Raw genomic sequence first — 13556 nt, 5'->3', positions numbered from 1 at the left:
TTTCTATTCTGTCGGCAGCTCTACCACCTGATATTCGTGGCCGAGGGCCGGCAGAATTTTTTCTTTTACATCACTGGTTTTCATCAGAAGACTTGAAGTATTGATACATGGATGGCACCCGAAATATTTCTCTTCCAGCACTTCCCTGTCAATTACCAGATGAACTCTTTTTTCTTTATCAAAGATCAGTCCCATCAGGCTAAGTGAACCTGGTGTGATGTTCAGATACTCTTCCATCTGCTCCCCATCTGCAAAAGAAAGCCTTGCTGTTCCGATCTGTTTGGACAGAAACTTCGTCTTAAACGGTTTCTCTGCCGGGATCAGAAGCAGATAGAAATCGGTTTTCTGACGATTGCAGAGAAACAGATTTTTACATATTTTCGCACCCAGAAGTTTGTCTACTTCCTCGCAGGCCTCCATTGTCATCAGTGCCTCATGATCTGCTCTTTTATATTCAATTCCCAGACTGTCCAGAAAATCATACACCCGGATTTCTTTCTCCAGACGTCCTGACGAATCTTCCGGTCTTCCTGTGTAGATGGTTTTGTCAATTCTTGGTTCTTCCATGATTTTCCCTCCCGTTTTTATTTTATCTTACAAGCAGCTGTCCGCAAAAAACAGCCAGAACTCCAAGTATCGCACTTAATATCACATAAAGAAGTGCAAGTCCTGTCTGTCCTTTTTCCATCATGGCTCCTGTCTCATAGGCAAAGGTTGAAAATGTTGTAAAGCCTCCGCAGATCCCTGCTTTCAGAAATAGTACAAGCCTTGGATTCAGGGCTGTATTTTTTGCAGCTGCAGCTGCAACGATTCCAATCACAAATGCTCCGATTACATTGGTGATCAATGTTTTTACAGGAAATCCCTGACTGGTCTCTATGGGCAGAAGTCCCAGAAGATATCTGCACACAGATCCAATGAAGCCTCCCATTCCTACAAATAAACAGTTTATCATCGTTCTTTCCTCCCACTGCATTATAGCAATCCGCCAAACGATCTGCAACCCGGCAATGTTTGAAGAATAATACATCCGCAGAAGTTCAGTTCATGATATACTGAATTTACAAACTCACAGGAAATGTCCTGCTTCACATAGATTTCTCAACTCCTGTACAACCATTGCACCAGAAAGGAAATCAATATGAACAACCGAACTGCCGTTAATCACAGAATCCGCAAGCATTTCAATGAGCTGATCTACAATGTAGCCCGTTATACTGAGATCGTTCTGTCCATTGTGATCCTGATTGTGATCGCACTGTCCGGTCTTCGGCTAATCTATACAACAGCCGGTACTTCCATACTGAATATGGACACGGACTTTTTTACCACCTTCCTGTCACAGGCTTTGTCCCTTGTGGTAGGTGTTGAATTTGTAAAAATGCTCTGCCGCCATTCTGCACAGACTGTTGTGGAAGTTCTGCTTTTTGCCACCGCAAGGCAGATGGTCGTGGAACATCTTGATCCTACCCAGACACTAATCGGAATCATTGGAATTGGCATTCTTTTTGCCATCCGAAAGTATCTCATGACAGACAGCGATGACATGACCCCGCATCTTCATGAGGAAAAAAGCGAAAAATAAAACCAGCCTGTATCAATGCGTTACTTATATAGCATTAATACAGGCTGGTTCTTTTATTTCAATTTTCTTAAGTTTATTTGGTTAAATTATGTAAACTGAACATTCAAATAATTCTCAGAAATATTTTCTCAGCAGATATGTCGGTGTGCAGCTCCATGCGTGGCAGTAGCTGTTTACAATACTGGAACCATACGGTGACTCAGCAGGATTTTCCGGATTGTAAAGCTCCCAGAAGGTATCTGCTCCGTGTCCGATCATTCCGCCCCAGTAGTATTTCATATAGTCCATAGCCTGCTCTTTTTTGCCAGTGAGCAGAAGAGCCTCTACAAAATGGTGGTTCATATACGGGGAAACCATACCCTTCTCCGGTTTCATGGCAATCACCCGATCAAGGATCTCTCCGCATGTTTTCACATCAGCAACCTCTGCAAGGATCATCCATACCTGGTTTGCATAGTTGATCTGACGCTCTTTTCCGCTTACAAAAAGTCCTGCTTTCTCATCATAAAGATATTTCCAGGCAGCCTCTGTTTTCAGACGGATCTCCTCAGACATTTTCTCTGCCTCAGCTGCATCTCCAAGAACCTCTGCGATCTTCTGAACACGTTTTGCACAATAGATGTAAACACCCTGGACACCACACTGTTTATCCAGTCCCTCTGTCCAGTCGATAAATCCCCAGAAGCCTTCCTGATCTTTCAGGATATGCTTCTCATTGAACTGCTCTGCTGCAACTTCCATCTGACGATATGCACATTTGCTCAGATCCTTCAAAGTTTCCATATCGCCGGATGCCTGATAATAATCATAAAGTGCTGCTCCGAAGAACATGGAATAATCCAGAAGGAATGTATCATCTGCGATCACTTCCGGCTCTGTAAACAGGCAGGCACTTACCTGACCATTGTCCTTTGTCTGTCCTGCAAAAAGATACAGGCAGCGTTTTACAAGGTCATAGTTTTTGAAGGTTTCATAGTTTGCCAGAGCCTGCAGTCTTAAATCTCCAAGCCACAGACGGCGGTCTCGCTTAGGTCCATCCTCAAAAACATCCTGCATACAGTTCTGCAGTGTACGAAGGCTGACACGGTCAAGTTTCTTCACCATCTCATCCTCAGTCTCAACCGGTTTCACATCATCCAGGCTGACAGAAGAGACGCTGCGGCATACAACATCCTCTACTACTAGCTGCCATTTCATGGATGTATCAATCGTCTCAATCTCAAGATAGCGGAACGCATATCTTCTCGGAAGTACCAGTGTTGCAGGAAGTACATCGATATGGAACCACTCCTCCTGAATCCATCCGCGGCTGATCCATCCGTCATACTCTTCAGATTTCTCAGTCATTTCCTTTGCGATCTCGCCGAATTTCAGTTTAAAAAATGCCGGTGCATCCTGAGGGCTTCCAACAGAAGCAAGCTTCAGTGTCACATATCCAACCTGATGATCCCCGAAATCCAGGCAGAGCTTATCACCTTTTTTCATATGATAATTCTGCATGTTATCCACAGAATCTCTGTGAAGAACCTCAGGATATACACCGTCTGTTTCACGAATATCCACAATTTCAACCGGACGCACCAGAGTTTCTTTTAACTGCGGTGCACAATCTGCGGCTTTTTTCAGGAAATCTTCGTTGGATACACGTACCATATTTAAATCAATGCTTACTTCTGCCATGTTATTTCTCCTCTCAGATATGTAATATTATTTTATGATCTTAAATGCTATATGCTGTTGTAAAATCAGTTCCCGTTTCTTAAACAGAATATCTGATATCGCAGCTATTCTCCGTCTGCATTCATCACTCCGGAAGCTTTCTGCTCTACTCTATATCTTAGCGTTTCCATTCCATTATACAAGTGCGTTTTTTTCGGAAAAGAACTGATATTTTTTTCGTTCTTTCTGCGTTCTGCAATCTATGATATACTGAAAAAAAACTGATTTTCACCAAATTACTTATCTGGAAAGGAACATCCATGCAGATCTCCAAATCAGATTTTCATCAGTATCTCTCAGAATACACAGAAGATGAGATTTTTTACCGAAATATTTATCTTCAAAAAAAAGAACACCCGGAAACCTTCCAGGAATATCTTCACAGCCTGGATCCGGATTACATCCGTGACCAACGGCTGTATGTCCCGGAGCTTCGTCAGGAACCATGGTTTCCTTATCTTGGTGAGAACGATATGTTCGCAAACATTCCAGAGAATATCATTATCAGCAAGCATTACCGCTATACTCCGGAGTTTACCCACAAGCATGATTTTTTTGAAATCCTCTGCATTTATGATGGCACTGTGAGCAACCAGATCCAGGGAATCCATCATACTCTGCATACAGGTGATATCTGCATTATCCCACCTAATACCCAGCATAGTCTGGGAATTTTTGATGACAGCCTTGCCTTTAATATTATTGTGCGGGCATCTACTTTCCAGAGTACTTTCTTCCAGTCACTTGCCGCTGACAGCGCACTTGCGAAATTTTTTTCCCACGTGCTCTATCAGAAAACAGAGGGGAACTTCCTGATCTTTCATACAGGCGAAGATGCGCGGATTCGTTCCACTCTGGAGGATCTTTACATTGAATATATGCTTCACGCCAGATACCGCTCCGCTTTTCTTAACGCCCAGCTGATGATGCTGTGGGCCCGGTTGCTGCGTTATCATGAGAATGATATTGAATCCATTCTCACAAAATCTTCCGGCAACAGCAGTATTTCGGAGATCCTGAATTATCTCAGCCAGAATTACCGTACAGCCACACTCCATGACACTGCTGCACATTTCGGATACAGCACCTCCCATTTCAGCACACTTATCAGGGAAGGTACAGGCCGCACTTTTCTTACTATTATAAAAGAGCTGAAGCTCAGCCAGGCCAGCCGTGCATTGCGGGAAACCTCTCTCAATATCAGCTCCATCTGTGAGCTTACCGGATATGAAAATCCGGAGCATTTTATGAGATTATTTAAAAAGACATATGGGATGACCCCCGGAGAATACAGGAAGGAGCACCGTGAAAATTAAATTTTATCCAGTTCCGCCTTTGCCGCCTGCACAGCTTTCTCACTGGTCTGGTAAATGGTATATTCACTTAAAGAAGGCAGCCCCATATTAACGCCGTCCTTCCGGTATTCCATCCTGCTGTCCAGTTCTGTTTTTCCAGACATATGATATGCAGTTACTCCGCTGAGAGGATAAAGTTCTCTGATTGCTTCTGCACAGATTCCTCCGCCTGCCTGAATCTGAATCCTTCCAGCTGCCTGCTCTTTTAATTCTTTTAATAATACAGCTCCTTTTAACGCACTGTTCTGCTGCCCGGATGTAAGAATGGTATGGATACCCAGCTTTACTGCCTGCTCCAGTGCCGTTTTCGGATCTCTGCACACATCAAATGCCCTGTGAAGTGTAACAGACATCCCTTCTGTCGTTTCCATTAATTTTTCCATACGTTGGATATCCAGAGTTCCATCCGGCAAAAGCATGCCGATCACCACACCTTCTGCTCCCAGTTCCCGGTACATTGCTGCTTCCGCACAAAGCATTTCAAACTCAAATTGTGTATAGCAGAAATCTCCGAACCGCGGTCTCAACAAAACATGGATCGGAATTTTGCTGTATTTCCGGATCGTTTCAAATAATTTGCAGCTGGGTGTCGTTCCTCCGATCACCAGATTCTGACAAAGTTCCAGGCGATCTGCTCCACCTCTTTCTGCTGCAAGTGCAGATTCCACAGAATCCACACAGACTTCCAGGATTTTTTTGTTCATTTTATTATCTCCATATAATATACCCTGCATAGATCAGATACAGGCACACCATGGAAATTCCCTCCTTTCGGCTGATTCTCTGCTTTGTCGCCGCATAGATCCACACAATCAGAGAAAATACGATCAGAATCACAATATCAATAATATTCTCCCGGATCAGTGCCACCGGATTGATGGCAGATGCAACTCCGAGAACCATCAGAATATTGAAAATGTTGGAGCCTACCGCATTTCCCACTGCCATATCCACTTCGTTCTTTCTGGCTGCAACCACGGAAGTTACCAGCTCCGGAAGGGATGTTCCGATGGAAACAATAGTAAGTCCCACCAGTGTCTGGCTCATTCCAAGATCAATGGCAATGCGGCTGGCAGCATCTACGGTAAGATCTCCGCCAAAAGCAATGGCAAGTGCACCTCCCACAATAAAGAGGATACTCTTCGGCCAGGAAAGGATGCCCATTTCTTCTTCCAGCTGTTCAATTCCTTCCATGTCCGCATTTTTTCCTGCTGCTCTGGCCTTCATGGCACTTCGGATCATAGCCACAATATAGCCTGCAAAAAATCCCAGGAGTATCATTCCATCCAGATGACCAAGTCTCATCCCTCTCTTATCTCCCACTGCCAGGATTCCAAGTCCCAGAAGAAGAAGCGCACAGATCAGGGAAAAAGGAATGTCTCTCTTGATAGTTTCCTTCTGCACCAGAATTGGCGTCAGGATGGAACAGACTCCAACAACCACCATCAGGTTGAAAATATTGGAACCTACCACATTGCTGACCGCAAGTTCATTATTATTGACCAGTGATGCAGTGACACTGACTGCAGTTTCCGGAAGAGATGTTCCCATTGCCACGATAGTGAGGCCGATGATAATCGGCGGCACCTTAAGCCTTTTTGCTATGCTGGAGCTTCCTTCCACAAAGAAATCCGCCCCCTTCATCAGGAAAGCAAAGCCGATCACAAGAAAAACCAACACAAGGATCAGCGGTGAACTGTTTACCAGATTTTCCATTTTTCTTCTTCTCACTTTCTTTTTTCATTTTCCATGACCTGCGGATTCGCCTCCTGCCCTGCGAAAAAATATCTTTCTGGCATTCTGTTTCGATATAAAAAAGACCCATGTATGCCCTGCTATAAAAAATACAACAAAACATACATGAGTCTCATTCTTTAAGATTTGCCAGGTTTTTCAGAAAAAAACCGGGTCTGTTGACAAATCACACTTACGTGCGAACTACTCCCTCATGGAATTAAAATTTTCATTTTTTCAATTTAACAGAATTGTTTTCAAAAGTCAACCCCTGGCCGGTGACTTTTATTTACTCTTTTATTTACTGAAGCTACATATTATATATATCTTTATCATTTTCCGCTTTCAGAAACAATCCCTTTCAGAATCTGTAAAACCCCATCTTCACTGTACGACGGGCATACATTCTTGGCTGCTGCCTGCACTTCCTCTCTGGCATTGGCTACCGCATAGCTCATTCCTGCTTTCCGGAGCATTGCGATATCATTGAGGTTATCTCCAAATGTACAGGTTTCCTCCGGAGAAATCCCCTGGCACTGCTGGATAAACTCTACAGCTGTACTTTTTTCGCCTTCCGGCGGGGTACTGTCCATCCATTCTTTTCCGGCCGCAGCCAGTGTTACTTTATCCCTCCATGCCGGTGTAAAATACGGTGCACAAAGCTCCTCGCACCGTTCCTGATGATAAACAGAAAATTTCAGAACCTGTTTTCCCTGAAGAGAAGAAAGATCGTCCACTTTTCTCATATCATAGCCATAGGAATCCCGCAGCCACCGGAACATCCTCCCATTTTCATTCTCCGCATAGCAGCACTCCGGTGTGGCAATAAAGCAATCACATTCCGGCATTTTTTCTTTTACCATACGGTGCATGCGTTTCCAGGTCTCATCCGGAAGTGTATGTACCTTCAGGATCTTGTCATTCTTCCGGATCACTGTACCGCCATCCGACACAAAATACACCAGATCCTGCACCGGCTCAAACAGCTTTCTCTCACTGTCATACTGCCGCCCCGAACACACCACAAAGGTGATCCCCAGCTCGGTCAGTTTCCGGATCACTGTCATATATTCCGGATTGATGGTCATTGTCCCGTCTTTTACCAGAGTTCCATCTACGTCTGTTGCGATCAGTCTTATCATGTTGTTTTTACTCCTCTACATCGGACAGCTTCTTTTTTCCTCTTTATCCATATCTCCACGGACATACCTGGCATTAAATTCCATATTGATCTCACGTATCTCTTTCTTTCCATCAATATAATCCTGATACATATCCACAAGTCTCGCCATACAGCCATCACAGTTTGCGGAAATATTTCCAAGAGATTCCTCTACGATCTGTTTACGTTCTTCTTTTGTTGTATCTTTGATCAGATATCCTGGCATTGTTTTTTCCTCCTGATAGATTCACCTGTATTTCAGGTGTTTTGTACTTTCATTATTGTTCACTTTTTCTGTGAAAAAAGCTGTTTGTATCAAACAAACAGCTTTACAAAAATTTTCCTTTTCTGTTTTTTTATTCTACTCTGACCTAATGTCAGTGTCAACACAATTTACTTACTTTCACCTGATATCACTCCGTAAGATTAACAGTAATAAATAACACATGCACAAGTTCTTCATTTCTGATTATAAATATCTATAAATTTATGTAGCATGCAGTTTTTAGGTCAACAACTATATTTTTTATAAAAAAAGAAACGAGCACCCCACCCAGGCAATAGCCGTACGGTAACAAACCCGTTTCTTTCTTTTTTAAGAGTACTATAATCCATATACTGATGTCAACAGCATTTATGTTAATTTTTCTTTTGATCATTCAGCATCGCAACAATATTCATTGCCGGTAATAAAATAGGTGCCATTCCCGGCTGAGTTGTTATGGTAGAAATATAGCTTCTAATATATGGGAACAGAATAGCAATAGCATTTCTTTCAAGAATACTCATGTTTTCCTGCTGAGTATTGAATATTGCTCTTCCTTTTACCCAAACACATACTTTTTCATCTTGATCTGCAACTTTAGTTGTAAGAATAAGTTCAAACTTATCATCACCGATTTTATTCAGACTATGATCAACCTGAACTCCTAACTCCAGATCATCTAACGATCCATCTTTTTTTCTAAAGCTACTTTCTATAATTTCAATTTTGTCTAAAATAAGAGCACTTTCATATTTAGATCTGACTTCCATATTTTTTCTCCTAGCATGCAATTGCGTAATCATCCATAAAATCAAACTCTGGCTTTACATTACTTGTATTAATGTTGTTATTCGAATAATCAAAATACTTCTGAGGCGGCGTCAAAATCTGTTTTACATCTTCCTCTGTAATTGCATGCACTCCCTCTGCATCTCTTATCATAGGAGTTTTAGCAGTTTTACTCAATTCAACATTATACTTCTCGCACAATGAAAAGAACAATTCTTTATCTAACATTAAATCACCTCTTCTTCTTCATTATATATTAGTTTTGTTGATTTAATACATTCTTTTTTTGAAACACAAATTTGACGTTCATTAAATCCAAGGCCTGTAATATTCATTATTTTCTTCTGTAATTCTTTATCCTTCTTGTTTCTTCGCATTGTATAACCTGCATAATCTTTCTGAAATGTTCTGGTAATAACAGCGATATTCTTTTTTTGCTTATAATAATCAAAGAAAAAAGCACGAAAATTTTTATCATCAAATACAGGCATATTTCCAGAACAATTTTTTTTAATTTCATCTATGCATTGGATAATCTCAGCGAAAAATGCATCCAGTTGTTTATTATCATCCAAATCCAATACTTCTTCATCCGGTGCTTCTATAGTCGCCCTAAAAATCACTCTTCCAAAATCGTTATTATGTAAAACAGCTGTTGCAGACCACCATAATGCTTTCTCATAATCATCAAAAAAATATACTCCCTGTCCCAACCAATGATCAGCACGATAGTTACATTTCGCAGGATCAAATCCATTGCTTTCTATACTGTCTTTGTGTTTTGAACAGGTTCCATGATATCCTATTTCATTCATTCTTTACTCTCTTTTGGATTTTTATCAACGTCACTTTTTAAATAACTCAATTTCAGATTTTATTCAATACAGATATGATTATATATTTTACCACGCTCAAGCAAGCTCTGCAATCTCATTTCCATACAATAACAATAGAAGAATTTTTTTATCACTTTTACTTTTTCAAGATCACTTTCCTTTTATCTCACTTCAAGCCACTGGTCAATGTTCCCAAAATGTACCGCCTGCAGGTTATCTACATCAACCAGTTGTGGGAAGCTGTTTCTGCCCTACCTGCGGAAACAAGTATTCCATGGAACGCACTACTTCCATGTCTTTTAAACTTGTTAATGTCTAGCACCGCCATTGTGTTTTTACTATTGATAAAAACCTTCGTGACTTTTTTCTTGAAGACCGTACTCTGCTCGACTGCCTCTTTCACTGTTACCAGTGTCGTCTCACGTATGTTCTTCAAAATGAATAAGTTTAAATGATGACGAAGGAGAACGCCTCAGGCGGTATTTCCTATAAAAGAAACGTGCGCCGCCAGGCGCACGACGCAGATATCGCTCAGGCACTGGACGCAATTTAATAGAATCAGGTATGTTTCGAAAAAGGAAGAACTCAACGCTGTTCTTCCTTTTTTTGTGCTTTATTTTGTGGATTTTTCATATGTATTTTTTTGTATTAATGATATATTATTGGTATAATATACAAAAAATAACTTGTTCACTTGCATATGGAGGTCTAAAAAAAAAATGAAAAAATCTGATCGCTACAATATCGGCATTCTTATTGGTGGCGTGCATACTTATTTTCCCAAAGAACATATCCGCGGCATTACCGAAGCTGCCAGAGAATTAAATGTTAATGTGTGTTTCTTTCTCGGAACACAGACCAAAGATTTCTTTGAAGATCTGCTAGGTGGAACTCACAAAGATTCTTTTGATTATCAATTCAAAACTATCCACGATTACAGTCTTATCGGTGGTCTTGACGGATTGATCATCAACTACGGAACTCTTGGGCTTCAATTAAAGAATGAAACTGCAGAAAGATTTGCATTGAAATTTAATTCGATTCCTACAGTATTTCTTACAGAGATTGTTCATTCTCCAAACTGTCATTCCCTGATCTGTGACAACAAAAACGGAATCCACATGGTCATGGAGCATCTGATCAATGAGCATCATTGTCGAAAAATTCTTTTTGTAGCGGGTCCTTCTCAGAATACTGATGCAAATGAACGCAAAAACACATATCTTGAAAGAATGGCTGCACACAATCTGCCGGTCACTCCACAGATGATCGCACAGGGTGACTACTCTGAATTTGTTGACCGCCAGGTTCAGCACCTTCTGCATGATAATCCGGATGCACAGGCCCTCGTATTTGCAAATGATGAAATGGCATTTTCCGGATACCGCGTGTGTGAACAGCGTGGTCTTAAAGTTGGCAAGGATATCCTCATTACTGGTTTTGATGACTGCGAGCGTGCTTCCGGTATGGAGCCTCCTCTTACAACCGTTCAGCAGGATGGCGTCCTGATGGGAAAAATGGCTGTCTATGATCTGATAGCCAAACTGGAGGGCAGGGAAGTTTTGTCCCGAAGAGTTCCTGTTTCTCTATGTGTCAGAGAATCCTGTGGATGTCAGGAAAAAATTCCGGAAATCCGCAGTACTCCTGTAAACCTTACTGAACAGATTCATAAGTTAAATCGCACAATCACAAATATGAAACTTGAACTGATCAACTTTCAGAGAAAGTCCTGGTTTATTCCTTACTTAGCCAGAAATCTGAATGACTGTATGGATGATGAATATGCTTTTCTTCTGTCAGCAATGGAAAACATGCGTGAGCTTCGAACCAAATGTACTTACCTCTTTCTTCTGGATGAACCAGTCATCTATCATCAGAATGATGAATGGATATCTCCACAAAATCTTCGGCTTGCCTGCCTATTATCGAGACGAAGAAACAGCTGCTTTTCATCTTTATGACCGCCAGCCTGTAAACGCTGAAAATGGCATCTGTCAGTTAATGGCAGATAACGACCGTCACCAGTTTATGGTATTTCTGCTCTTCTCCGGAGAAAAACAGTATGGTCTTCTTGCATGCGATATCCAACCGGAAGAATTTCCGTTCTTCTATGTGATAAGCCTGCAGATTGGCCTTTCTCTTCATTATCTTGAAATCAGTAAAGTAGAAGTTCTCCGTCGTCAGGAAATGTCCAGGGATCTTGAGCTTGTCCGTGAACGTAACCGGGAACTTGGATTAATCTCCAAATATGATGAACTGACAGGACTTCTTAACTTAAGAGGTTTCACTGAACAGATCAAGAATTTTTGCAGCAAAAGCGAACATCAGCGCGCCTATATTATCTGCGCTGATCTGGATCACCTTAAAGAAATCAATGATACGTGGGGACATCCAGCAGGCAATTTTGCCCTGCGAAGTGTCGCTAATATTTTTAACGGCTGTCTCCGCAGCCAGGACATCGTTGCCCGCACTGGCGGTGATGAATTCCTGATCCTCCTTAACTGTCAGGAAAAAAACTTCCAGGATATTTTCCGCAAACGAGTCCGGGATGCATGTGCTGCTTTTAATGCAGAATCCGGCAAACCATTTCTCGTGGAGGTTTCTCTTGGAATCACCGAATTCAAGCCAAGCCCGGAAACAGATATTCCTGCGATCATCGAACACGCTGACAAAGACCTTTATGAAGCCAAAAAGCTCCGCAAAAACTCCGTTCGTCGACCGTAAAACGGGATGCAGTATATTTTAAAATGGTCGCCAATCTGGCGACCATTTCTGTATTTAAGCTTTAAATCAGATTCCATATGCACTAAGTATCTCAGCAATATCCGGCATCGGATCCTCCGGCATGGAACAGGTACCTCTCTTCACCTGCGCACCTTCGCGGCTTCTTCTTCGTAACCGGTAAGGTATAACTTACTCGGGTCATCCGGAAGCTCTTCAACAGAAAAGTATGCATGTTTAACCTCTGTATTCTGGTTTCGCCATACCCGGCACTCCAGTCCCAGTGTATCAACGAGTGCCTGAACGTCCAGCATCTGCTGCTTGCTACACTTTTCGTTCAGATCTATGTCTCTCAGGTATTCACATCTATCAAAGGCGTTATCCGAAATTTCCGGCAGCTCCAACCCATCCATATAAACGTAGGTAATAGGAGAATTGTTAAAGCAATTATCCCCTATCTTTTCCAAACTTGTCGGAAGAAATACTCTCTGTAATCTTGAAGCTTCCAGGATTGTCCACACCTATACATGCCTGCGCTTCACAGAAAGCACCTACCGGTACGGATTGTGCATACTTTGTAACATCTCCCGGATAGGAATATCCCATCTTGCCTGTGCTGTCCACAATTCCATCTTCAAGACTTACATACAGGCCGTCCATAATGCCATCTTCATCTACATATCCGATATTTTCATAGGTATATGTCACAACATATACTGCTGCCGAATTTTTATCACTGTATTCATTGCGGTCTTTTGTTTCTTCCACGGAATTGATCGTTATTTTAAACTGGCCTTCTACAATATAAGCCGTCTTAATGCAGCTGGTCTTCCACTCGATCAGATTCGTGCAAACTTAGGACATGCAAGCCTTACGACCACGTTGAGATACATATATAATCCACTTACACCAGAAGAAAGCCTGAAGCTTATGGAAAAAGCATTTGATGATTAAACATCCTCGAAATAGATAAGTCACAGGTTTTTACACAAACCTGAAAACGAAAAAAAGCCGGAAACCATTGATTTTTCAAGGTTTCCAGCTTCTTAAATTAGCGTGCGTTAGAGGTTGCTGCGTGCCAGTGGCACGCGTTTAGCAACGACCGTAGCGGAGCGGAGATCGAACCCGTTCGAGTCCGACCCGGACTCGAAAAAAAATAAGACACAGCTTAACGCTGTGTCTTATTTTTTATTAACGTGCGTTAGAGGATTCGAACCCCCGACCTTTTGGTCCGTAGCCAAACGCTCTATCCAGCTGAGCTAAACGCACATCTTTGTTGCTTTTCCTTTGTGATATTTCGTATCACCGCTGCAACAATATGTATGATACTCTAAGACCTATAAAATGTCAAGGGTTTTTTGAAAGTTTTTTTATTTTTTTTCAAAAATAT

At 41.7% G+C, this 13556-nt stretch carries 16 protein-coding genes, 1 tRNA gene and 1 pseudogene; 5 read left to right on the top strand and 13 right to left on the bottom strand.

Features of this window, described 5'->3' with window-relative positions:
• Positions 1 to 3: 3 nt before the first annotated feature.
• Together AC04Q4_RS14965 and crcB are read right to left on the bottom strand one after the other, a co-directional pair.
• Positions 4 to 567 (bottom strand): prolyl-tRNA synthetase associated domain-containing protein, encoded by a 564-nt coding sequence (locus AC04Q4_RS14965; RefSeq protein WP_412333514.1) that lies wholly within the window; start codon positions 565 to 567, stop codon positions 4 to 6.
• 22 nt (positions 568 to 589) lie between these two features.
• On the bottom strand, positions 590 to 955 hold the full coding sequence (gene crcB / locus AC04Q4_RS14960) for a fluoride efflux transporter CrcB (protein ID WP_173739064.1): 366 nt from the start codon (positions 953 to 955) through the stop codon (positions 590 to 592).
• 186 nt (positions 956 to 1141) lie between these two features.
• Between crcB and AC04Q4_RS14955 the strand changes: the two genes are divergently transcribed.
• Entirely contained in the window at positions 1142 to 1585 is a 444-nt protein-coding gene (locus tag AC04Q4_RS14955) for a transporter (RefSeq protein WP_476389228.1), read from the top strand.
• A 114-nt stretch (positions 1586 to 1699) separates the two neighbouring features.
• Here AC04Q4_RS14955 and AC04Q4_RS14950 read toward each other — a convergent pair whose 3' ends face one another.
• Positions 1700 to 3265: an alpha-L-rhamnosidase-related protein gene (locus AC04Q4_RS14950; RefSeq protein WP_476389227.1), complete on the bottom strand. Its 1566-nt coding sequence runs from the start codon at positions 3263 to 3265 to the stop codon at positions 1700 to 1702.
• A 299-nt stretch (positions 3266 to 3564) separates the two neighbouring features.
• Here AC04Q4_RS14950 and AC04Q4_RS14945 point away from each other — a divergent pair, with 299 nt between their 5' ends.
• On the top strand, positions 3565 to 4620 hold the full coding sequence (locus AC04Q4_RS14945) for a helix-turn-helix domain-containing protein (RefSeq protein ID WP_476389226.1): 1056 nt from the start codon (positions 3565 to 3567) through the stop codon (positions 4618 to 4620).
• Here the strand turns inward: AC04Q4_RS14945 and AC04Q4_RS14940 are convergent.
• The 7 genes from AC04Q4_RS14940 to AC04Q4_RS14910 form a co-directional block, all read right to left on the bottom strand.
• Entirely contained in the window at positions 4617 to 5363 is a 747-nt protein-coding gene (locus tag AC04Q4_RS14940; RefSeq protein ID WP_476389225.1) for a copper homeostasis protein CutC, read from the bottom strand. The genes AC04Q4_RS14945 and AC04Q4_RS14940 overlap by 4 nt on opposite strands.
• A gap of 4 nt (positions 5364 to 5367) precedes the next feature.
• On the bottom strand, positions 5368 to 6375 hold the full coding sequence (locus AC04Q4_RS14935) for a calcium/sodium antiporter (RefSeq protein WP_476389224.1): 1008 nt from the start codon (positions 6373 to 6375) through the stop codon (positions 5368 to 5370).
• Positions 6376 to 6725: 350 nt separating this feature from the next.
• Positions 6726 to 7535, bottom strand: a complete 810-nt coding sequence (locus tag AC04Q4_RS14930) for a Cof-type HAD-IIB family hydrolase (RefSeq protein ID WP_476389223.1) — start codon at positions 7533 to 7535, stop codon at positions 6726 to 6728.
• 15 nt (positions 7536 to 7550) lie between these two features.
• Entirely contained in the window at positions 7551 to 7781 is a 231-nt protein-coding gene (locus AC04Q4_RS14925) for a purine biosynthesis protein PurH (RefSeq protein ID WP_173739093.1), read from the bottom strand.
• 413 nt (positions 7782 to 8194) lie between these two features.
• Positions 8195 to 8590, bottom strand: coding sequence for a protein-export chaperone SecB (locus tag AC04Q4_RS14920; protein WP_015543171.1), 396 nt, complete (start codon positions 8588 to 8590; stop codon positions 8195 to 8197).
• Positions 8591 to 8600: 10 nt separating this feature from the next.
• Entirely contained in the window at positions 8601 to 8837 is a 237-nt protein-coding gene (locus AC04Q4_RS14915; protein ID WP_173739092.1) for a hypothetical protein, read from the bottom strand.
• A complete protein-coding gene (locus tag AC04Q4_RS14910; RefSeq protein ID WP_173739091.1) occupies positions 8837 to 9424 on the bottom strand; it encodes a poly(ADP-ribose) polymerase family protein in 588 nt (195 codons plus the stop codon). The genes AC04Q4_RS14915 and AC04Q4_RS14910 overlap by 1 nt, the downstream gene beginning before the upstream one ends.
• A 259-nt stretch (positions 9425 to 9683) precedes the next feature.
• Here AC04Q4_RS14910 and AC04Q4_RS14905 point away from each other — a divergent pair.
• From AC04Q4_RS14905 to AC04Q4_RS14895, 3 genes and pseudogenes are all read left to right on the top strand, one after another.
• A pseudogene (locus tag AC04Q4_RS14905) lies at positions 9684 to 9891 on the top strand (transposase zinc-binding domain-containing protein); the annotation flags it as partial.
• A 273-nt stretch (positions 9892 to 10164) separates the two neighbouring features.
• The gene (locus tag AC04Q4_RS14900) at positions 10165 to 11406 is read left to right on the top strand and encodes a substrate-binding domain-containing protein (RefSeq protein WP_476389222.1); all 1242 of its coding nucleotides are present in this window, start codon (positions 10165 to 10167) and stop codon (positions 11404 to 11406) included.
• Positions 11300 to 12169, top strand: a complete 870-nt coding sequence (locus AC04Q4_RS14895; RefSeq protein WP_476389392.1) for a diguanylate cyclase domain-containing protein — start codon at positions 11300 to 11302, stop codon at positions 12167 to 12169. Before AC04Q4_RS14900 ends, AC04Q4_RS14895 begins: the two co-directional genes overlap by 107 nt.
• Positions 12170 to 12309: 140 nt before the next feature.
• Here the strand turns inward: AC04Q4_RS14895 and AC04Q4_RS14890 are convergent, their stop codons facing one another.
• The 3 genes from AC04Q4_RS14890 to AC04Q4_RS14880 form a co-directional block, all read right to left on the bottom strand.
• A complete protein-coding gene (locus tag AC04Q4_RS14890) occupies positions 12310 to 12687 on the bottom strand; it encodes a leucine-rich repeat protein (RefSeq protein WP_173739089.1) in 378 nt (125 codons plus the stop codon).
• Entirely contained in the window at positions 12614 to 12934 is a 321-nt protein-coding gene (locus AC04Q4_RS14885) for a hypothetical protein (protein WP_476389221.1), read from the bottom strand. Before AC04Q4_RS14885 ends, AC04Q4_RS14890 begins: the two co-directional genes overlap by 74 nt.
• 427 nt (positions 12935 to 13361) lie before the next feature.
• Positions 13362 to 13435: transfer RNA gene (locus AC04Q4_RS14880), tRNA-Arg, on the bottom strand.
• Positions 13436 to 13556: the final 121 nt, after the last annotated feature.

Source organism: Blautia sp. HA8986 (assembly GCF_056504635.1).
This window is presented reverse-complemented; position numbering and strand designations above follow the sequence as displayed.

Bases quoted from the DNA above. Each gene is read 5' to 3' on its own strand.
- AC04Q4_RS14965 (WP_412333514.1), bottom strand. From the start codon at position 567: ATGGAAGAACCAAGAATTGACAAAACCATCTACACAGGAAGACCGGAA.
- crcB (WP_173739064.1), bottom strand. From the start codon at position 955: ATGATAAACTGTTTATTTGTAGGAATGGGAGGCTTCATTGGATCTGTG.
- AC04Q4_RS14955 (WP_476389228.1), top strand. From the start codon at position 1,142: ATGAACAACCGAACTGCCGTTAATCACAGAATCCGCAAGCATTTCAAT.
- AC04Q4_RS14950 (WP_476389227.1), bottom strand. From the start codon at position 3,265: ATGGCAGAAGTAAGCATTGATTTAAATATGGTACGTGTATCCAACGAA.
- AC04Q4_RS14945 (WP_476389226.1), top strand. From the start codon at position 3,565: ATGCAGATCTCCAAATCAGATTTTCATCAGTATCTCTCAGAATACACA.
- AC04Q4_RS14940 (WP_476389225.1), bottom strand. From the start codon at position 5,363: ATGAACAAAAAAATCCTGGAAGTCTGTGTGGATTCTGTGGAATCTGCA.
- AC04Q4_RS14935 (WP_476389224.1), bottom strand. From the start codon at position 6,375: ATGGAAAATCTGGTAAACAGTTCACCGCTGATCCTTGTGTTGGTTTTT.
- AC04Q4_RS14930 (WP_476389223.1), bottom strand. From the start codon at position 7,535: ATGATAAGACTGATCGCAACAGACGTAGATGGAACTCTGGTAAAAGAC.
- AC04Q4_RS14925 (WP_173739093.1), bottom strand. From the start codon at position 7,781: ATGCCAGGATATCTGATCAAAGATACAACAAAAGAAGAACGTAAACAG.
- AC04Q4_RS14920 (WP_015543171.1), bottom strand. From the start codon at position 8,590: ATGGAAGTCAGATCTAAATATGAAAGTGCTCTTATTTTAGACAAAATT.
- AC04Q4_RS14915 (WP_173739092.1), bottom strand. From the start codon at position 8,837: ATGTTAGATAAAGAATTGTTCTTTTCATTGTGCGAGAAGTATAATGTT.
- AC04Q4_RS14910 (WP_173739091.1), bottom strand. From the start codon at position 9,424: ATGAATGAAATAGGATATCATGGAACCTGTTCAAAACACAAAGACAGT.
- AC04Q4_RS14900 (WP_476389222.1), top strand. From the start codon at position 10,165: ATGAAAAAATCTGATCGCTACAATATCGGCATTCTTATTGGTGGCGTG.
- AC04Q4_RS14895 (WP_476389392.1), top strand. From the start codon at position 11,300: ATGAACCAGTCATCTATCATCAGAATGATGAATGGATATCTCCACAAA.